This is a genomic window from Paenibacillus sp. 453mf (assembly GCF_900116105.1).
Classification (GTDB): domain Bacteria; phylum Bacillota; class Bacilli; order Paenibacillales; family Paenibacillaceae; genus Paenibacillus; species Paenibacillus provencensis.
Map to the genome: position 1 here is coordinate 136,700 of NZ_FPAC01000004.1, position 20,485 is coordinate 157,184.

At 47.5% G+C, this 20,485-nt stretch carries 13 protein-coding genes; 6 read left to right on the forward strand and 7 right to left on the reverse strand.

Annotated elements, in window-relative coordinates:
- Nucleotides 1-13: 13 nt before the first annotated feature.
- A complete protein-coding gene (locus tag BM415_RS18165) occupies nucleotides 14-1,366 on the reverse strand; it encodes an MATE family efflux transporter (RefSeq protein WP_091160616.1) in 1,353 nt (450 codons plus the stop codon).
- 263 nt (nucleotides 1,367-1,629) lie between these two features.
- Here BM415_RS18165 and BM415_RS18170 point away from each other — a divergent pair, with 263 nt between their 5' ends.
- Nucleotides 1,630-2,244 carry a TetR/AcrR family transcriptional regulator gene (locus tag BM415_RS18170; RefSeq protein WP_170862545.1) on the forward strand — a complete coding sequence of 205 codons (615 nt, stop codon included), beginning with the start codon at nucleotides 1,630-1,632 and terminating at the stop codon, nucleotides 2,242-2,244.
- A 78-nt stretch (nucleotides 2,245-2,322) separates the two neighbouring features.
- Nucleotides 2,323-5,433 (forward strand): MMPL family transporter, encoded by a 3,111-nt coding sequence (locus tag BM415_RS18175; RefSeq protein WP_091160456.1) that lies wholly within the window; start codon nucleotides 2,323-2,325, stop codon nucleotides 5,431-5,433.
- A gap of 112 nt (nucleotides 5,434-5,545) precedes the next feature.
- Here the strand turns inward: BM415_RS18175 and BM415_RS18180 are convergent, their stop codons facing one another.
- Nucleotides 5,546-6,727 carry a NupC/NupG family nucleoside CNT transporter gene (locus tag BM415_RS18180; protein ID WP_170862546.1) on the reverse strand — a complete coding sequence of 394 codons (1,182 nt, stop codon included), beginning with the start codon at nucleotides 6,725-6,727 and terminating at the stop codon, nucleotides 5,546-5,548.
- 262 nt (nucleotides 6,728-6,989) lie between these two features.
- Here BM415_RS18180 and BM415_RS18185 point away from each other — a divergent pair, with 262 nt between their 5' ends.
- On the forward strand, nucleotides 6,990-7,466 hold the full coding sequence (locus BM415_RS18185; protein WP_091160459.1) for a hypothetical protein: 477 nt from the start codon (nucleotides 6,990-6,992) through the stop codon (nucleotides 7,464-7,466).
- Between the two features lie 203 nt (nucleotides 7,467-7,669).
- Here BM415_RS18185 and BM415_RS18190 read toward each other — a convergent pair whose 3' ends face one another.
- Both BM415_RS18190 and BM415_RS18195 read right to left on the reverse strand, forming a co-directional pair.
- The gene (locus tag BM415_RS18190; protein ID WP_244533556.1) at nucleotides 7,670-9,838 is read right to left on the reverse strand and encodes an amidase family protein; all 2,169 of its coding nucleotides are present in this window, start codon (nucleotides 9,836-9,838) and stop codon (nucleotides 7,670-7,672) included.
- 298 nt (nucleotides 9,839-10,136) lie between these two features.
- Nucleotides 10,137-12,140, reverse strand: coding sequence for a methyl-accepting chemotaxis protein (locus BM415_RS18195; RefSeq protein ID WP_091160462.1), 2,004 nt, complete (start codon nucleotides 12,138-12,140; stop codon nucleotides 10,137-10,139).
- 361 nt (nucleotides 12,141-12,501) lie between these two features.
- Here BM415_RS18195 and BM415_RS18200 point away from each other — a divergent pair, with 361 nt between their 5' ends.
- Nucleotides 12,502-13,269 carry a YheC/YheD family protein gene (locus tag BM415_RS18200; protein ID WP_244533558.1) on the forward strand — a complete coding sequence of 256 codons (768 nt, stop codon included), beginning with the start codon at nucleotides 12,502-12,504 and terminating at the stop codon, nucleotides 13,267-13,269.
- Between the two features lie 55 nt (nucleotides 13,270-13,324).
- Here BM415_RS18200 and BM415_RS18205 read toward each other — a convergent pair whose 3' ends face one another.
- The 3 genes from BM415_RS18205 to BM415_RS18210 all read right to left on the reverse strand — a co-directional run bounded on the left by BM415_RS18205 (nucleotide 13,325) and on the right by BM415_RS18210 (nucleotide 18,598).
- On the reverse strand, nucleotides 13,325-14,791 hold the full coding sequence (locus tag BM415_RS18205; protein WP_091160464.1) for a serine hydrolase domain-containing protein: 1,467 nt from the start codon (nucleotides 14,789-14,791) through the stop codon (nucleotides 13,325-13,327).
- On the reverse strand, nucleotides 14,788-15,045 hold the full coding sequence (locus tag BM415_RS25690; RefSeq protein WP_348272333.1) for an iron chaperone: 258 nt from the start codon (nucleotides 15,043-15,045) through the stop codon (nucleotides 14,788-14,790). The genes BM415_RS18205 and BM415_RS25690 overlap by 4 nt, the downstream gene beginning before the upstream one ends.
- 91 nt (nucleotides 15,046-15,136) lie before the next feature.
- Entirely contained in the window at nucleotides 15,137-18,598 is a 3,462-nt protein-coding gene (locus BM415_RS18210) for a glycoside hydrolase family 2 TIM barrel-domain containing protein (RefSeq protein ID WP_091160466.1), read from the reverse strand.
- Between the two features lie 270 nt (nucleotides 18,599-18,868).
- Here BM415_RS18210 and BM415_RS18215 point away from each other — a divergent pair, with 270 nt between their 5' ends.
- Nucleotides 18,869-19,147 (forward strand): hypothetical protein, encoded by a 279-nt coding sequence (locus BM415_RS18215; RefSeq protein ID WP_091160467.1) that lies wholly within the window; start codon nucleotides 18,869-18,871, stop codon nucleotides 19,145-19,147.
- A 132-nt stretch (nucleotides 19,148-19,279) separates the two neighbouring features.
- Nucleotides 19,280-20,440, forward strand: a complete 1,161-nt coding sequence (locus BM415_RS18220) for an aminotransferase A (protein ID WP_091160469.1) — start codon at nucleotides 19,280-19,282, stop codon at nucleotides 20,438-20,440.
- The last annotated feature ends 45 nt before the right edge of the window (nucleotides 20,441-20,485 follow it).

Consider the following 20,485-nt stretch of genomic DNA (forward strand, 5'->3'; position numbering starts at 1 on the left):
AGTATTTTCCCCCTTAAATCAGCTTCCGACTGTACCACTTCTCTCCCCGGAATCTGAGCCAGAAGATCAGGCCGCGTACGCCCCATTCTACGACCATGGCAATCCAGACGCCCATGATGCCGTAGCCGAGCGTGATACCAAGCACATAGCCAAGAGCGATGCGCAGCAGCCACATCGACAGGAGCGATGTGATGGACGTAAAATTGGAATCCCCTGCCGCACGAAGCGCAGAAGGAAGAATAAAGCTCGCGGACCACAGAAATGGCTGAGCAATGGCAATCAGCAGTGTCAGTCCAAAGATAACTGGCACAATCTCCTCAGGCGGCGAAAACAGCTGAACCACAAATGGGAACAGCGGCAGCAAGATGGCTGCAATGAAGACAAAGAAGATGCTCGACAGCCAGAGCAATGATCTAATAAATTTGCGGGCATCCTCGGTATTTTTGTTGCCGATACATTGCCCGACAATGGTGACAATCGCGATGCTCAGCGCGCTGCCGCCGATCTGGAACACAAGCGATATGGAGCCGGCAATGGCATTTGCCGTAATCGCGAATGTGCCAAGCTGAACAATAAAGGTCTGTGTAAGCAGCTTCCCACCATTGAAGAACATCTGCTCTGCGGCAAACGGAATGCCGATGGTCATGATTTTCTTAAGGATGGAAAAATCAAGCTTCACTAGATTTTTGATACGGAACAGCAAGGACTGATTGATCTTCACGAGATAATACAGCGAGGCTGCCGTCCCGATAATTCTTGCAGTCAGCATGGATATGATGAGGCCCATAACGCCCATATCCAGCACCGTGATGAACAGAATGTTCAGCCCAAGAAAAGTCAGGTTCATAATGAGCGATAGAATAAGGCAGGGTCTTGTCTCCGCCACACCTCGCAGCACTCCTGTAACTGCCTGAAATATTGCAATAAAAGGATAGGTCAAGCAGCTCCCGATCAGGTACAGCCTGGCATTGTCAAACACAGCGGCTTCTGCTCCGCCAAATAACAGATTCAATATGGGAGTATGAAAAGCGATCACGAGCACACAGATGATTATGGATAGAATGGCGACAGCGGATATGGCCTGTGTAGCGGATTTGGCTGCCATCTGGGAATTGCCGCTGCCCTTGTATTGGGCAACAATGACGGTTCCTCCCGTCGCAACGGCGACAAATACGTTTATGAGGAAAATATTCAAGGAATCGACCATGCTCACCGCACTGACAGCCGCGACTCCGGAGGAGCTGATCATGGCGGTATTTAGCAGACTCATCAAAATAATAAAAGCTTGATCCACAAATATCGGGATAATAATCGCGATCATTTGCTTATAATCAAGCGTCTTACCTGTAAAATATTTATTCAGCATGACTGCTGAGGTCGTTTTGGGTCGTATATAGGGTTCCGGCGAATTCAAAGCTCATCATCTCTTTTTCAGTGTATTTGAATCAATTGCCACACTATTATAGCACCTTCCCAGCCCTTGCATAGTAATAACCGCCCTTTTTCTAAATAAAAATATTCTGCATGAATCAACTTTAGCTTTGTCATGGAATCCAACTGATGCTTGTAAATCGCATTCCACTCCTCTATACTAATACCATCATCTTAATAGTAAACAGGTGTTCATTAATGCAAACATTAAAAGAAGAAATCAAAGACCGCATTCTTGCCGCGGCCCTCTCCGAATTCGAACAGTACGGTTATGCTCAATCTTCTATGAGGCGAATTGCAAGTACGGCTGGCATTACGACGGGTAATATATATCGGTATTTCAAGAACAAAGATGACCTTTTCCACGCATTGCTTGAACCGACATACATCCAGTTTATCAAGTATACGATGGATATTAAGGAGGCCATTGACCAAACAAATACGATTGATGCCTTTGAAACGCTCAACTGTATCCAGCTCGTAGATGATACGCTCGTGGAACTGCTGAAGGAGTCGAGCGTTGAGATCAAGATATTGCTGACGTTAAGTCAGGGGTCCGCTTACGAACAGGCCAAGCAGGATTTAATTCAGATTGTTGCGCAAATTCTGGAGAAGGTCATGCTGATCGCGAAGGACATACCGGCCCTTCATGATCCGAAGGATCAATTGGCCGTTCAGATGTTTGCCACCACCCTGATTGAGAGCATCTGTATCATTCTGCGTGATTACGAGGACGGCAGCACCATCAAATACCTGGTAGATGAGCAGCTGTACGTATTTGGAGAAGGATTCGCGAAAAAATTAAACCGGTGAGGTCATCATTGGTTTTTTTTGCTCGTAAAATGAACATGTGTTTACTAATCTATCTATAGAAAAAGGAGTTCGGAGAGAATGCAAAGAATCGTCAAATGGCGGGTGCTCATTCTAGTCGTATGGCTGGCATTGGCAGGTCTATTGACTGTATTTCAGCCCGATGTGAATGCCATTCTGCATGAAAGAGGACAGGATCCGCTTACAGAGGACAGTCCTTCCAAAGTCGCCAGTCAAATGCTGAAGAAGATTGACGGTGATAAGGGTACGAGCAATATTATTGTTTTTCATAACGAAAACAAATTATCAGACACCGAGCTCGCAGACATTGAAACAGGCATCAGCAACATCCGCGATAACATGTCCGGCCTTGGCATTACCGAGCTCCTGGATCCGTTCGGAACACCGGAAGCGAAATCCTCGCTCATCTCGGAGAATGAGACCACTCTTATGGTCAGCTTCAGCATTGATAAGGGGGACCGTGAGGTCAAGGACATCAAGCAGGAGCTTGAATCCGAGCTGTCCGGTGTCGATACGGATTTTTACTTAAGCGGTGAAGATTTCATCCAGAACGACTACCTGGAAGCTACCATCATCGGGGTGGAAAAAAGCGCTGCCCTGACTGTCGCCTTTATACTTATCGTTCTCATTATCATGTTCAGGTCTGCACTGATTCCATTCATCTCTCTGCTGACGGTCGGGATTACTTATCTCGTCTCGATGGGGATTGCGGCGCAGATTATCGACAAGCTCGATTTTCCGGTGACCAGTGTAACGCAGATGCTGCTGGTCCTCATCCTGTTTGGGATCGGAACGGACTATAACATCCTGCTGTTTAATCGTTTCAAGGAAGAGCTGTCCCATGGAGCAGGCGTTGATGAGGCGATATCGACAACGTACCGTACAGCGGGCAAGACTATTTTTTACAGTACGCTCACGGTGTTCATTGCCTTCGCGGCACTCAGCTTCTCTGACTTCGGTATTTACCAATCTGCCAATGTCGTGGCGATCGGTACGGTCATCCTGATTGCTCAAATCTATACATTAACACCATTCTTCATGAAGACGCTCGGACCGAAGCTGTTCTGGCCTTCGAAACAGGATGCAGGTCATAAGGACAGTAAGTTCTGGGGTAAGCTGACATCCATTTCGGTGCGTTTTCCGGTTCTTACGACGGTTCTCATCATCCTGGTGATGATCCCTATGTTGATGTTCAGCAAGCAGACACTGTCGTTTGACCAGCTGAAGGAGCTTGGCAACGGCTATCCATCAACCAAAGGCTTCAGCCTTGTTGCGGACAATTTCAGCAAAGGTCAGGCGCTGCCGACCAATGTCGTTATTGAATCGGATGAGCCGATGGACAACAACGAAGCACTCGCTGCGCTGGATCAGGTCACGAATACATTGAAGAGCCTGCCTGGTGTAGATCAGGTATCCAGTGTGACCCAGCCTCAGTTTGAGCCGATCGAGGACTTCTATGTCTCGAGTCAAGCCGAAACGATTACGGGAGGCATCTCAGCTTCCAAAGACGGAGTAGACCAAATCAAAGATGGTCTGAGCCAGATGGAGGAAGGCTTATCTACACCTGACTTCTCTCAGGTCGATGAGCTCGTATCCGGATCGAGCGAGATTGAGTCCGGCTACCGCCAGCTGACCGATGCCGTAGGACAGCTGGGAAGCGGACTTGATGACGGAGCTGCGGGTGCAGAAGGTCTTGCTGCAGGTATTGGAGAGATTAGGAACGGACTCGGCTCTATCGTATCCAGTACCGGAGAGCTGTCGAGTGGACTTACGGAAATTCAGAGCCAATACGAAGCGCTTCGCAGCGGATATATTGAACTCTCCGAGCAGCTTCCAGTTATTCAAACCGGTATGGCAGGCATCAATACTTTAGTCTCGGCTCTTGGCGACCGTCACACCGAGCTGCAGCAAGACGAGACTTACAATCAGCTCAAAGCCCAGGGCGCTGCTCTCGAAGGCGGACTCGCCCAGATCACAGGCGGTTTGAATGAGCTGAATGAGAATTATGGCAAGCTGAACAGCGGCTTTGATACAGCTGCAGGCGGCTTGGCTCAGGTCAACAGCGGCCAAGAGCAAATTCTGGCCGGTCTGAATGAGCTGGAACAAGGAGCGAAGCAGCTCTCCTCCGGTCTATCCGAAGGTGCAGACGGCTCCTCTGTCATTACATCGAACATGGATACGCTGAATGATGCGCTTGCTCAGGTCAATGCAGGACAGCAGGAGCTCTCCAGCGGATTATCCCAGCTGTCGAGCGGTATGGGCAGCCTGAAGGACGGCCTTGGTCAGAGCGGCAACGGTCTGAACGATATTTCCGAAGGACTGGATCAGACCGGTGACTTCTTGTCTCAATATGAACAAGCGAAGACCTTCTTCATCCCGAAGGAAGCGCTCGAAGCAGAAGAATTCAAGACATCGCTCGATACCTTCATGTCCGATGACCGTAAGGTAACGAAGATGATGGTTATTCTGAAGGAAGATCCATACTCTATGGGAGCCATGGACACGATTGAGGACATTAACGAAACACTGGCTGCAAGTCTGAAGGGCACGGTCCTTGATGGGTCCTCCTATGGTGCTGCGGGACCAAGCTCCTTCACATATGACACGAACAAGGCGCAGCTTGAGTCCTTTAACAGTACAGCCATTCTTGTTATTCTCGGCGTATTTATCGTGCTGTTGTTCGTCATTAAATCACTTCTGCCATCCATCTACATTATTTTGGCGCTGATCGCTTCCTATTACACGGCTATGGCTGCAACGAATTTTGTAACGTATCAGATCTTGGGAGCTGACGGGGTGTCCTCCTTCGTTCCATTCTTCTCCTTCATCATTATCGTTGCCGTCGGTGTCGATTACAGCATCTTCTTCATGATGCGATATAAGGAGTATGGCGATCTTAACCCGACTGCAGCACTTGTTCAGTCTGCGAAAAATATCGGAGGAGTCATCATATCGGCAATGATCATTCTCGGCGGTACGTTCGCTACACTGATCCCATCCGGGCTTGTCCTGCTGATTGAGCTGGCAACGGCGGTGATGGCCGGACTTATCATACTGTGCTTCATTCTTCTCCCTATGCTTGTTCCGGCACTCATTGTACTGCCACAGAAATTAGGTAAGAAAAATAAGACGGCTTCCGGTCAAACATCAAACCAAACCTTTGATGCATAAAATCAATGCTGACCTTATCGTAATTTTCGAGGAAGATAGGGTCACTTACATCTAAAAAAGAATCCCGATTCTTAATCAATAAGAATCGGGATTCATTATATTGTGCAGCATCTTATACAAACAATCCAGCGATAATACTTGTAATTACGGAAGCAAGTGTCGCAACAAGCAGCACCTTGAGGCCGAATTTGGCAACCACCGCTGCCTTTTCCCCGCTGATCGCCTGAATCGATCCACTGATAATCCCGATGGAGCTGAAATTCGCGAATGACACCAGGAATGTAGATACGATAGCGACTGTTTTAGGGCTAAGCGTCTCAATGAGCGGCTGGAACTGCAGCATCGCTACAAATTCATTCGTCGCCAGCTTTGTTCCCATAATGGAGCCTGCTGTTACCATTTCGTTTGCCGGAATTCCCATAATCCAGGCCACTGGACTAAAGATGTATCCCAGAATCGCGGTAAATGAAATACCTAATATCGCTGTTAGTGCTCCATCCAGAAGTGCAATGAGACCGACATACGCAATTAGCATCGCGCCTACAATCAGAGCAACTCTACCACCATCAAGTGCACCCGCCGAGATTGCTTCGAAGATCGATTTGGTCTGGGAGACTTCCCGTACATCAATCTTCTCATCCTCGCTTGGCTTCGAAGGAGCGACCATCGTTGCTATAATCAGCGCAGACATCGCGTTCAAGATCATGGCTACTAGAACATACTGCGGAGGAATCATCGTCATATATGAACCCATGATGGAAGCAGACACTGAACCCATTGCTGAAGTACATACAACAAACAGCTTGTTATCGTTCATTTTCTGCAGATGGTGCTTGATCGCAATAAGCGACTCGGATTGACCGAAGAAGATCGAGTTCACTGCATTAAAGGTAAGCACATTGGATAGTCCCGTAATCTTGGCAAGTGCCCCTCCGATATACTTGATTGCCAGCGGCAGCACTCGAATATGTGTCAGTATGGACAGCAGGGTTGCCGTAAAGATAATAAGCAGCAGCACGTTAATAAAGAACACACTCGCCTCTGCCGGAGCCCACCCGCCAACAACAAAGTCAATTCCTTGATATCCGTAGGACAGCATCTTCGTTACAAAGTTTGACACACTCTCGACGATGCTCACACCAATGCTCGTCTTGAACATGAATAGGGCAAGCAATATTTGAAGAACAAACAGAACACCAATTGCTTTGAAGTTGATGTTCTTCTTATCGTTGCTAAGAAGGAATCCAAGTCCCAGTGTCAGTAGAAGCCCCAGAATTCCAATTACAATTGACATCACTCACATAAACTCCCTTTTACTTATGATTAAGCGCCTTGTTTCAAATCACACGCCTTGTCTACATTACACAGTTACGCAATCTATTGCAAGTCAATTTTCACTCTGCTGCAAACCGAACTTACTTGGTTCCATTTTGTTCAATTTTCTATTATTAAAAAGCAATTTCTTAAACTTTACCCCAATTTGCGACGTTTATTCATATAATGGAAAATAAGGATTTCTACTGCTCCCAAGTCACAAAGAAGGAAAGGAAAATCTGATGAAAAGGAAGAATATACGGTTTAAGCTGATCGCGGGCTTGTCCCTATCCATTCTGTTGACAGCCGCTGTGCTATGGCGAATTCTGTCGCTGCACTATGCTTCGTTCGAAGAGCTGGTACTTGATTACATAAGAGAAACAGATACGTACTATATGATTGATATTACAAAGATAAGCCGCGAATACGAGAATTGGGAACGTGTTGAAATTACAGACCAAGAGGAGATTCAAGAGTTAATATCTCACTTCTCCACGATGAAATTTGAATACGCAAGTGATGCAAGCTTGCCATGGGACTACTATTTAGTCCGTATTCAGCTCAAGACCGGAGCACATTTCGATATGACCCTATATGAAGAGCAAGAGCAATATATACGAATAGATAATTCACGAAGATCCGCACACAAATACCACGCTGGCGAATTTAAAATTTCTAACGGATTTGATACAGCAATTTTGGAGCAATATTTTAAGTAGCATGGTATCCATGCGGTTCATAGAAACCGTCCTTCCAAAGAATTAATAGAAAAGAGTCTGGGCCCAACGAATAATCGTTGGCCCAGACTCTCTTTTCAATTCAGTCACTTCATTTTTGTATTAGAGGAGCTTTGACAGTTAAGAAGTATTACCATGTAATCATTGCAGCTCATGCACAAGACATGCACACGCATGCTTCAATTTCAGCTCTCCTGACCTGACAGCTGCAGCTCCATTGCTCTATACATAAAGGCAGCAAACTCGCCGCGTGTGACGGTATCCTGTGGTCTATAGTTGCCCAGCTCCACGGTGATTCCATGCTGAGCCAGGATCAAGACATCCTCTTTGTGTGCTGGCTTCACGTTCGTTATATTTATCGTGTGCGGGCTGTTTGACACCTTGGCCAGATTAAAGGCTCTTACTAGTACAGATGCCATCTGTTCTCTCGTCAGCGACTGCTCGCCCATGAACGAATCTGATCCGCCTAGGAGAATTCCCTCGTTATAAGCTGCAGCTATTACAGCCGCATACTCGTCCTCTGATGAAATATCCTCAAAGCCTTCAAGTACGGCACTCACATTATCGGGAATGGTTAGATGCAAACCTCTTGCTATCATATCTGCAGTCTCAGCACGTGAGATCAGCTCATTCGGCTGAAATTCTGTCTGATCCGCATCGATTGCTCCTGCCGCTGTCAATGACATCACAGCAGGGAAATACGGACTATTCGGTTTAACATCGGTATAATCTGCGGTCTTCTCAATTAATACGGGAAGCTCCCGATGCTGGGTTGCCTGTTCGTAATCGTATGCCATAGCGATTAGCTCAGCTTCTCCCCACATCTCTCCAAAGAAAGCGAGTCCAAAGGGTGAGCCATTCTCGTAATAGCCTGCGGGTACCGTAATTAATGGAAGACCGCTGATGTTAATCTCGGGGACGGTTGTCGCACCGATATCCCCTTCGCCCAGCTTTGGAATTCGATTGGACATTTGCGGGTATACAAACCCATCCAGATCATGCTCTTCCATGACACTATCCACCATTTGCAGGTACTCTTCTCTAACTTCATTGAACTCCGTTAAATCCGGCGCCACCTTCGCATCACTGATTGCAGCATCTATATCCTCAAATCTTTCTTCCATAAAACTGAGCGGTCCGCCTTTGACCCACGGAAGCTCACCGGCCTCTTCAAATACACTTTGAATAGACAGGGTTTCATCTTCGGGATTCAAATTCTGCAAATAGCTCTCCAGATCGTAGAAGAACGTCTCCATACCGACATTTCCCGTCTTCTTCACATACTCTTTAAAGCCTGATCCGGCAAAAGGGTCCTCTACTACAACCGCCCCCTCTTCCTCCAGCTCCTTCACAGCTTGTTCATATAGCTCTACAGTCTCTGCCGACAGCTCACTATCACGCCAGCCTGGTCCATACAGACCTAACCTTTTGCCATTAAGCGCCTGATTACTCACAGCTGCTGCGTAACCTTCCTCAGGAATATGGCCAATTGCAGCCTGTGTCTTCTCATCCTTCTCCGAATAGCCGGCCATGACATCAAGCATCACTGCCGCATCCAGCACCGAGCGGGCATGCGGGCCAAGAACGTCCCGGGTGCTTCCTGCGAGCGGTGTAACTCCTGTTGTCGGGATAAGTCCGAACGAGGGCTTGATGCCGACAATCGATTGAGCTGCCGCCGGATTCTGGATCGATCCTCCCGTCTCCTCGGCAATTCCAAGGACTGCGAAATTCCCCGAGACCGCCATCGCTGTCCCACTGCTGCTGCCGCCCGGTGCAATGGAAGGATCGACAGCATTATACGTAGGTCCAGCCCAGCTTGTATTCGCATGCGTTCCTGTTGCGCTGAAAGCCGGAATATTCGTCTTGCCGATGATGATCGCACCTGCTTCTTTAAGCCGTGCCACGACGGGAGCATCCTGAGCAGGCATTAATTCAATGCCTCCCGCTGATTTACTAAGCGGTTCCCAGCCGAATGTACTTGGGAATCCAGCGACATCCACTGCTTCCTTAATGACGACGGGTATACCCGCAAGTGGTCCGAGCTCTGCTCCTTCACTCCGAAGACGGTCAATCTCCTCCGCTTCCTGCAGTGCTTTATCATTCATGAAGGTGAACGCGTTATATGTACCTTCATACTTTTCAATCCGGTCCAAATAAGCTTGGACAATCTGCTTCGCCGTAAATTTTCCACTGCTGTATCCCTCAGTCAATTCATTCACTGTCATCTCTTCCAATTGAATCTGTTCCTGTGCATATACGGTTGAAGGCGTTCGTGTCAGCTCAGGTATAGATCCTATCAACATTCCAGAAATGACCAGGGACATTGTTCTTTTTGCTAGAATTGTCTTTCTCATTATCATAACTCCTTTCTTTCTCGTAGTTAGTTACTCTCGAAACCTATTTTATACTTACTCTGCTAGATTTCAATTTTTTGTCATATGATCTGACATTACAATTTCTTATAAGTCTTATACCGGATATGATAAGGCGAGCTTTCAAGTGATCTCTTATACCGGAAAAAGGACCGCTGCATCCTTCCTACAGCGGCCCTTGGTCCATCCTCATAACATTTAGTGATTAATCGTCATCATCATCCACCCGAGGCGGGTGGTTATAGTAGTAATTTCCGTGCATACACGGATAGGGTTGGTACTAAATCTTAAATTGCTGAACCAGCTCCTGCAGTTCTTCTGCCAGCTTCGACAATGAAGCGGAAGCTGAGCTGATCTCCTCCATAGAGGCAAGCTGCTCTTCGGTGGAACTGGCCATATCTTCAGACAACGATGCATTCTCCGTGGCTATGCTCAGCAAGCTCTGAGCCGTTGAGGTCACTTGAGAGGCACTTGCTGCAATCTGCTCAGATAGTGTTGCAACCTCTTCCACCTGAACAGGGATTTCCTGAATATTCTGAATGATGGATGAGAAGGTCTCCGTCGTGTTGAAGGAAATGGTGAGTCCGCTCTCTACTTTTTCTGCGGCCAGCTTCATGCTATCCGCTGTCGTCTCCGTTTCCTTCAGGATGTGTCCGATAAGTCCGATAATCTGCTTCGCAGCCTCCTCTGACTGCTTGGCAAGATGACCGACTTCCTCGGCTACCACGGCAAATCCTCTGCCATGCTCACCAGCTCGCGCCGCCTCAATAGAAGCATTAAGAGATAGCAGCTTCGTTTGACCAGCGATACCACCGATCAGATCGACGATTACTGCGATTTCCTGAGAACGCTGCTGCAGCGATTGCAGCTGTTCATTCGATTTGTTAACCGATTTGTATATCGCATTCATCTGATCCATCGTCTTCAGCACAGATTCATTCCCATCCGCTGCCTGCTCTGCCGCATGCTTCGTCAGATCCGAGACATGAACAGTATTCTCGGCTACCTTCTGTATGCCCATGCTGATCTGAGTAAGAGCCTCTACCGTTTGGTTCAACTGATCATTCTGCGTCTCCGTCCGGCTTGCCACCTCCTGGAGTGAAGAAGCTACATATTCCGAAGCCGTCGCTGTTTGCATCGAGCTTGCCGTAAGCTCCTCCGAGGATGCGGCGACATGCTCTGATTTTGAACCGATCTCCTGAATCAGCATTCGCAAATTGTGAGACATTTGATTAAATGAGCTCGCCAGGTCTCCAAGCTCGTCGTTATTCTTCAGCTGAATCTTCTCGGTCAGATCGCCTTCACTAATCCGGGCTGCCGATGTACGCAGCGCTTGAAGCGGCTTCGTAATGGATGCAATAAGGAAGAATACCAGGAGTAAGCCGAGCACAATGGCAACAACAATAACGATACTGGTTGCAATAAGAATAGGCTTGGTAATGCCTTCAATCTCTGTATCAAACACAATACCGCCGACCTTCCAGCCCGTCAGCTCATTCGTTATGAACTCCATGCGCTTCGAATCCCCTTCAAAAGTGAAATCGAACTTGCCTCGTTCAGCTGCGAACATATTATCATAGAAATTATCTTCTGCTCTTATACCTAGCTCTATCGTAGGATGAACCACGATATTCCTCTGCTGATCCAAAACAATTGCATAACCGTCTGTACCGATGTTTACTTGACCTGCGACCTGGCTCAAGCTCTGCAGGTTAATGTCCATACCGACAACACCAGAGCCATCCTCGGTCATTTTTGCTACAGCGACGACCAAATTACCGGTGGCAGCCGATACATAGGGATTTGTAATAATGACCTGTCCCTTATTCTCCATGGCTTTTTTATACCAGGGTCTCTGACGTGGATCATAATCTTCAGTAAGCTGCTTTCTCGGAACCTGAATCATAACCCCCTCATCTGTTCCGACATACATGCTGTCCAGATCTCTATTAAATTGAATATAATTATCGAACTCTGCTCTAATATCGGGACTATCAACTCCGTCATACCGCGTAGCATTAATATGATTGGAGAAGATCACAACATCTTCTCGTTTGGGAGCGATAATATCTGTGATGACTGAGTTGATGACCTCGACGCTCACACCTGCGCTGCGCATGAATTCCTTATCCAGTTCTTGCTTCGCGGATTGGTACGATAGTGTCCCTATAACAGAAGAGGGAATGATAAGTACGATGAGAAATACGATGATCAGCTTGTACTTAACGGTTAATCTTAGTTCGTTCTTGTCGAACCACTTCAGCTTCTTACTTAACTTGCTCACTCTAAAAACCTCCAGTTCATTGGATAAGCTTTGCACCTTCACTATTGTTGGAAAATTACTAATATCCAATATAAAGATAAAGATTCACATCTATTCATCGGTCAATCGAGCGTCTTTATTTAACATCACATGTAAATCAATTGATATTGCTGTGTTATATGACACAGTTTCTTCTTAAATTTCGGGCAATAAAAAAGGCCCCATCGGACCTTATTCGTAGGCAGGATCTGCGTAATTCTAGGCATACGCACATACCCGCTAATTTTTTCCGTGTCAGTTGCCCCATTATCTCAAGCTAGACTAGTGCACTAACGGACTCCAACAGCTGTCATATCCTAAGGTAGAAAGGGGATGAGTACAAGTGAAGAAGAAAATGCACTATACAAGCACAACCATCAAGAGCAAATGGACCAAGACCAAATGGCTCGACAAAAGCTCGGAAGTACGAGAATATATTCCCAAAACGTTGCAGTTCAGCCGAAGCAATCTGAGCAGCATGCTGTCACAGTATTCGACTATCTTTTTCAAGCCGGAGAACGGTACCGGGGGCTACAATATTATAAGAATCAAGAAGCGCGAGAACGGATACCAGTACCAGCATAATTCGGTCAAGAAGCAATTCACTTCTTTAGATACTCTATATAATGAATTGAAAAAACGAAATAATCGTGAGCCGTACCTGCTTCAGCAGGGCATTCAGCTTGATAAAACCAACGGCAAACCGTTCGATATTCGGGTCATGGTTCAGAAGTCTAGAAGCAGAAGCTGGAAATCAACCGGTATCTTTACCAAGATCGGAACCCCAGGCAAAGTGGCTACCAATTATCAGCAAGGCGGAAGAATCGGATTTATTCGCCCAACCTTAATAAATGCCGGCTACTCGAACACCACGGCAAAAGAGATCGAAGCAGAACTCAAAAAGCTTGGAAAGTCCGTCGGCAAAGTGTTTGATTCCCACAAGGATGGCTTCCATGAGCTGGGTCTCGATGTTGCACTGGATAAGAATGGGGAGATCTGGATTCTGGAAGTTAACACAAGACCTCAATTCTATCCACTGAAACATATGAAGGATAAAACCCTCTACCAACACATTCTGTCTAACGCCAAAAAGTATGGAAGAAAGAGATGAAGAGCAGCCGCGTTTTTTACAGACTTAGAGTTGTGATTATTAGAGAATTAAAGTATTAGAAGATTTGAGGACTTTGCAAATGTCCCTTTACCTGATAATGTCGAAGGCTAAAGGAAACGTTCATGTGATAACTCAGCTCGATTTCTCGTTCCTTAAATTCTAAACGATATGTAACCATGTAAGGTGTTTCAATATAGAACAACGTCAGCTGCAATGTATGGCTGCTCACCCACGAAGCACAGGCAACAACCTCCTGTACATGAAGGCTTAGATCCTTATAGAATAGCCCTTGCTGTGACACCGGCTTGCTGAGATCGAAGGTTAGCACCTGATCACGCTCATCTCCATAGTTCATTTGAAGATCTAATCTATCCCCAGCAGCATGAAAATGGAGCATACGCAGTCCTTCAGGATGATTCTCCAACCTATAACACCTGCCACCTATGTCTTGAATCCCGATCGGTATCTTCATAAGCTCCGGGAGCCTGGAGCTCAGGTGAAGCTTTTTCTCCATCAAAATTAACTTATCACTGCTTAGCTTCAGGGGAGGGCTCAGCACATACGAATAGATGAAGTCCAGCAGCGTTTGCAGCGGCTGCATGCTCTTGAAGCTTGAATGGGCAGCAACGACGATTCCTGCGGAAGGTGCAACGAAGCACAGCTGGCCAAAAGATCCATCCCCTCTATAGCAGCCTTGTCGGCACATATGAAACTGGTATCCATATCCTTGCTGCCAGTCTATTCGATCCTTACGATCGGTCGTGTCACTATGCTTCGTCGTCGCCAGTTCAATGTAGCGTTCGGATACAATGCGTTTGCCTGCGTACATTCCTTTATCAAGCAGCATTTGACCAAATTTTGCGACGCTGTCTGTCGTCAGACTGAGCCCCATACCTCCTGCTGTGATGCCCATGGGACAGGTCTCCCATATTGGACGCGGTATATTTAACGGATCAAACAATGTCGGCATCAGGAAGTCTACCAGATTATGACCGGTGACACGCTCAAGGATCGCAGAGAGCATATATGTGGCATGTGTGTTGTACAGATGATAGGTTCCTGGTTCAGACTTCACTTCTAAGGAGAGAAAGGCTCTTACCCAGTCCTGCTCCCTAGCTATCTCTGCATAAATATTATCGTGATGACCCGTGTTCATAGACAGCAGATGATGAATCGTCATCTTGGCCAGATTAGGAGAGATATCGGATGGAAGCTTATCCGGGAAAAAGGAGATGACCGGATCGTTGAGACGGATGAAGCCCTGGTCCCAAGCGATGCCTGTTGCAATGGATGTAAAGCTCTTACTTAGTGAATACAGCAGCTGCGAACATTCCTTACGATAAGGCTCCCGATAGAACTCGGCCTCTAGCCTGCCATCCTTCATAAGTACAAGACTGTTTACCTCTAGTTTTAATTCATCGATTTTGGCTATTAACAAGGAAATCTCGTTTGCAGTACATTCATGAATATCCGGAATCCCCAATGTGTTGTCAGGGTCAGGAGCATCCTTTGTCCCATTCATTGACGTTTACCACCTGCCTTCTCCTTATTCTCCTTCACTCTGAACATAACGATCCTGCTGATAAGCTCATACGGGAGCGGCTGGTCCATTGGAAATTGCATTGAGCCCTTAGCGCTCTTGTATTTTGATAATTTATCCTTGAACGCGGCGATCCCGCTTGCCCCTGGATAAAAACCAATATGATGCTTGAAGGCTGAATAGTGAACAAGATTGCCTGCGAGTGCAAATTCAAAAGAGGAGGCATCTGGCTCAATGTCATTAAGATGCGGCTTAACTTAATGATATTGGGTATCTGCCCCCACTTTTATCAACTTAATTTATATCCCCTAAGTGCGAGTACGAATCTTACCTCTCAAACCTAAACCAGCCAAAGTCGAAATTACTTCCCGGCAGGAAGATGAACGTTACCTTTGTAACACCGGTTACTTTCTCCAGCTCAAAGACCTGCTCTTCATATCCGTTCGACTGCGTGAACTCCACAAGCTGATTACTCTCACCCTCTGGACCTGCAAACCGGATATGGATCGTATTCTTGTCAATCGGTGAACTGCCGTAGAATACAATTCTTGAAGTCCCTTCCGCCGTGAAGTCCATATCACTGAACTCAAGGGATACGTTATTGCCGATGCCCTCTACTAGATCTCCCGAGATCGTGAAGGTGTCACCGTAGATGTGATCGCACCCTGCGGATGCATTCTGCTCGAAGGCTCTATTTTTCTTCTCGAACGTGAAGCCTTTGACGTGAATCTTCTGATTCAGCACAAAATAGATGGACGTAATCCCATTCAGCCGCTTGGACAGACGGTATGTCTCTTCTTGATACACATTCCATTTGGACTCCTTCTGGTACACAACATCCGCCAGCAGGGTACTGCCTTCCTCCTCCGGCATGCCCTCCCAGATCTGAATGAAGTATTCCTCATTGGAGAGTGCAAAGATCGGAATGGTCATCGTGTCCGAACCGTAAGCACCAAAGTCAATGTTCTGGAAGCCTACAACGGTCTTCCCGTCACGGCTCGTCGCAAACCCTTTGTCATTCCCGTTGCTGACATCGCCTATTGCATCATCGTACAGACCTCCGGTAATAAAGCCATACGGATCTTTGAAGGCTGTGCCAAGCCCGTCTGCTCTGAATTCCAAGTGGGAGATCAGCTTCGTCTTATCTGTTCCGTTCTTGCTCGTCGCGCGTACCAGGAATTCACCATCACCAAGTGCGCTGATCGTAGCGGTATGCCCGTCGGCCTCAATCTTCGCGATGTTGGACTCAATACCGGCATCGTTAACGACAGACCACTCAAGATCAGTATAGGACGTATTCACCGGATAAAGATTCGCTGTCACCGTTAATACCTTGTTGGACGGATTCAGCACCTGACCTCCACTACTAATGAGCTCGATTTTGCGCAGCGGAACCTCAGCCGCACTTCCCATCACAATCGGCATTGCCTCATTCTTCGTGTTTGCATCGATGCTGCTCAGCTGTGCATCACCCGTTGCAGGCACAGAATTGAACTCAGCAGATTGCCCTGTAAGCCCCTCAGAGCTCACCTCGATCTTGATGGTTCCCGGCTCCTTCGTCGCACCGATGATCGCCATCAGCTTGCCGCTGAACAGCCTCTTGCTCTGTCCTTTGTACTGATCGTAATCTGTGCTGTCCCCACTATCGAGACCAATCAGGCGCCCTGCTCCGCTTACACTGACGTTCACGCGATTATTTGCATTCTGTACAACATTCCCTGCTTCATCTTCCACATTAATCTCTACAAAAATAAGATCTGTGCCGTCGGCAGTAAGCTCGCTCTTATCCGGCAGCAGGCGGATCTTCGCCGCATCCGTGTAAGATCTTTGTACATCCGTCGCAATCACATGGCCATTCTCATCATAAGCGATAGCTTTCAGTTCACCTTGCTCGTAAGGTACCTTCCACCAGCCAACCAGCTGCGTTCCGTTCGCATGATCAATGTCGTACGTTCCGATGGTACTGCCGTTCAGTTGCAGCTCAATCCTCGGTGCGTTAGAGCACACGCGTACATCAATCAGTTGTCCCGGACTGAAATCCCAATATGGGAAAATGTGAACCATTGGCGCCTTCTTATAATCCGTCCATGCGGATTGGTAGATGTAATAGGAATCTTTCTTGAATGTGGCTGTATCCAGCTGTCCAAAATAAGAGTTCTTCGTATGATACGGCGTCGGCTCACCGATATAATCGAACCCTGTCCACAAATACTGTCCAAGGGAGTATGGCGTGTCTCTTTCGGCCAAAATACATGCCTCCGCCGACTTCGCTCCCCAGCTGGTCGTACTGTTGCCGAGCGCAGAGCACTGCTCGTCGTCATCGGCCAGGATGGCCTTGTCAAACGGAAAGTGATAAATCCCACGGCTCTGTACGACCGAAGCTGTTTCGCTTCCGTAGATGATCCAGTCCGGATGCTCTTCATGGTGCTTGTCATAATACTTCTCAGCATAGTTGTAGCCCGCCACTTTAACGATGTCGGCGCATTTCTGAGCATTCTCCCACGGCATATAGTTGGAGCCGATCGTCACGCGTCCATTCTGCTTCGGATCAAATTCCAGCACATAATCCATGAGCATTCGGGTCACTTCTTGTCCACGCTCATCTGCATGCGTATCATATATCTCGTTCCCAATACTCCACATAATAAGACTTGGATGGTTGCGATCCCGCATCACCCAGCTCTTCACATCCGTATGCACCCATTCCGGGAAGAAACGCGCATAGTCATAAGGCGTCTTGGATCTCTCCCACATATCAAAGCCTTCAGAGACAATCAGCATCCCCATCTCATCAGCCAGCTCCATAAATGCCTTCGCCGGCATGTTGTGGGCTGTGCGAATGGAGTTTACTCCCATCTCCTTCAGCAGCTCGAATCTTCTGCGCAGAGCCGTTACGTTAAATGCCGCTCCCAGAGCTCCCAAATCATGATGCTCGCACACCCCGTTCAGCTTCATCTTCACGCCGTTCAGGCGGAAACCGTCGTTCGGGTCCAAGCTGATCTTGCGGAAGCCGATATGTTGTGCGACCCTCTCCACTGTCTCTCCAGCGATCTTAAGCTCTGTAACCAACTCATATAGATGCGGCTCATCCGTACTCCAGAGTAGTGGGTCCTCAGCTGTCAACTGCTGATGATTCATCACTACGGAATCGCTGCCTGCCTTAAGCTGATCTGCAGAAGAAGCAATGACATCCCCCTGATACATGATGTTGTGAACGAGTTCACCGTCCTGCTGGATGAACACGTCCGTATCCACTTCAACCAGCCAGCCTTGTTCCTGCTGAGTTGTAGAAACATAGATCCCGTTCGTCACGATATGACTATTGTCTCTTGTCTTGAGCCATACGTCACGATAAATTCCGGCTCCAGAATACCATCTGCTGTTCGGGCTTTGATGCACGACCTTGACGATGATCTCGTTCTCACCGGGTACGAGTGTCTTCGTGATCTCATGCTCAAAAGCGGAATATCCATACTTCCACTCCCCAGCAAATTGACCGTTTACATAAACTGTAGAATCCATATAGACACCGTCAAAAGCGAGGAGAACCTGTTTCTCATCCCCGCTATATGTAAATCTTTTGCGATACCAGCCAATGCTGTTCTCGTATAAGTCCAGCGAGTTATAGATTAACCAGTCGTGGGGAAGATCGACCGGCTCATAATGAAGCCCTGCTGCTGTCGTTGCATCCAGTTCACTGGGATCTTGCCCTGCTCTCCCTGCGTCCTTTGCTTCAAGGTGCATCTTGGCAAATTCCCAGCCGTCATTAAACAATATTTGTTGATTCATGGGCCACCTCTCACTTTTACAAATTAGATACTGATGATTACGTTTACATTGTATCATGAAAACGTTTAATTTCTTACCCGGAATCTTCGTAACAAAAAGCCACAATAATTCGACATTAACTCCATATCACGAAGTAAACTCCGTATGGAATATATTAACAATATAATATTAATATAATTTGTACTCCATTTTTATATTGCGATGATATTCGTTGTATACAGTAGGCATATTCTTATCTCAATTGATGGACAACAGGGAGGACTATAGAAGATGGTAGATCAAATTTTGAGAGAAGTGCTTGATAGAAGAAGTGTGGAAATTGTAGAAATATGTGAAAGAGAACATCTGGAGCTCTATAAGCTATTTAGTGAAACACTGGAAAATATGAGACAGCACATGCCTGAGCATTTATATAACAAAACGGGAATGTTGGAAGATATCTTTCTTCATAGCAATATTCAGTTGATCAAGACCGCTCACAAGCTGGGCTATCATGATGCGCAGTCGCTCAAGCAGTGGGGAGAGCATCTGGAAACAACTTCTATTTAAAATCAGCTGATCTACGGTATCAGGAAGCAATTAACTGCAGCCTCCGTTTATTCTGAGTGCCCCTCTCGAAGTGCCCCGTTCGATATGATATGATGATTACCATTGAAACATATAGACGGGACAGGTGAAATTATGGAGCATCTAATCAGGCCGGAGGTTCGCAGCATTGAAGTATCCGGCATACGAAAAATGGCCAACAAGGTCAGTCAATACGACGAGGTGTTATCGCTCACGATCGGGCAGCCGGATTTTCCGACACCGCAGCATATATTAGAGGCCGCCAAGCAAGCAATTGACAGTGGGGAAACGGTGTACACGCCGAATGCGGGAACCATCAAATTGCGTACAGCGGCAGCCCATTTCATGACACAGAAGTACGGACTTACATACGATCCTGCGGATGAGATCATCGTGACGACTGGCGCCAGTGAGGCAATTGATGTGACGTTTCGGACAATTCTTACGGAGGACAGCGAAGTACTTCTGCCAGGCCCCATCTATCCGGGGTATGAGCCCATTATTCGCATGTGCGGCGCGAAGCCGGTGCATATCGATACGACCGGCAGCGGCTTTAAGCTGACAGCCGATTTGATTCGTCAGCATTTGACGGAGCGTACCCGCTGCATCGTGCTGGCATCACCTTCCAATCCGACGGGCTGTACACTGAGCTCTGACGAGCTTAACGAGATCGCGGATCTGGTTCGGGAGCGCGAGCTGTTCGTCCTGTCAGACGAGATCTACAGCGAGCTTGTATTTGACGGGACGCACACTTCCATTGCGGCTCTGCCGGGCATGCGTGAGAAGACCATTGTGATCAACGGGTTGTCTAAGTCACACTCGATGACCGGGTGGCGTATCGGGCTGCTGTTCGCTCCGGCTTACCTGGCACGCCATATTGTGAAAGTGCATCAATATAATGTCACATGCGCCAGCTCCGTCAGTCAAGCAGCTGCGGTTGAAGCGCTGACCGCTGGCATCGATGACGCACTGCCGATGCGTGCGGAGTATGCACGGCGCCGTGACTATGCTTATGAGCGGCTGGTGAGCGCAGGATTTGAGGTCACACAGCCACACGGTGCTTTTTACATCTTCCCTTCCGTGGCTAAGTTTGGACTTGATTCCACCACGTTCGCCCATCGTCTGCTTGAAGAGAAACGGGTCGCAGTCGTGCCGGGAGCGGCGTTCGCTCCCTTCGGCGACAACTATATCCGCATCTCCTATGCCTGCTCGATGGAGGTCCTTCGTGAGGCAATGGATCGGATAGAATCGTTCGTACAAGGATTGTCCAACTAAACAGGTGCATGCAAAAAGCTGCTTCTGCGCATAAGCGCAGAAGCA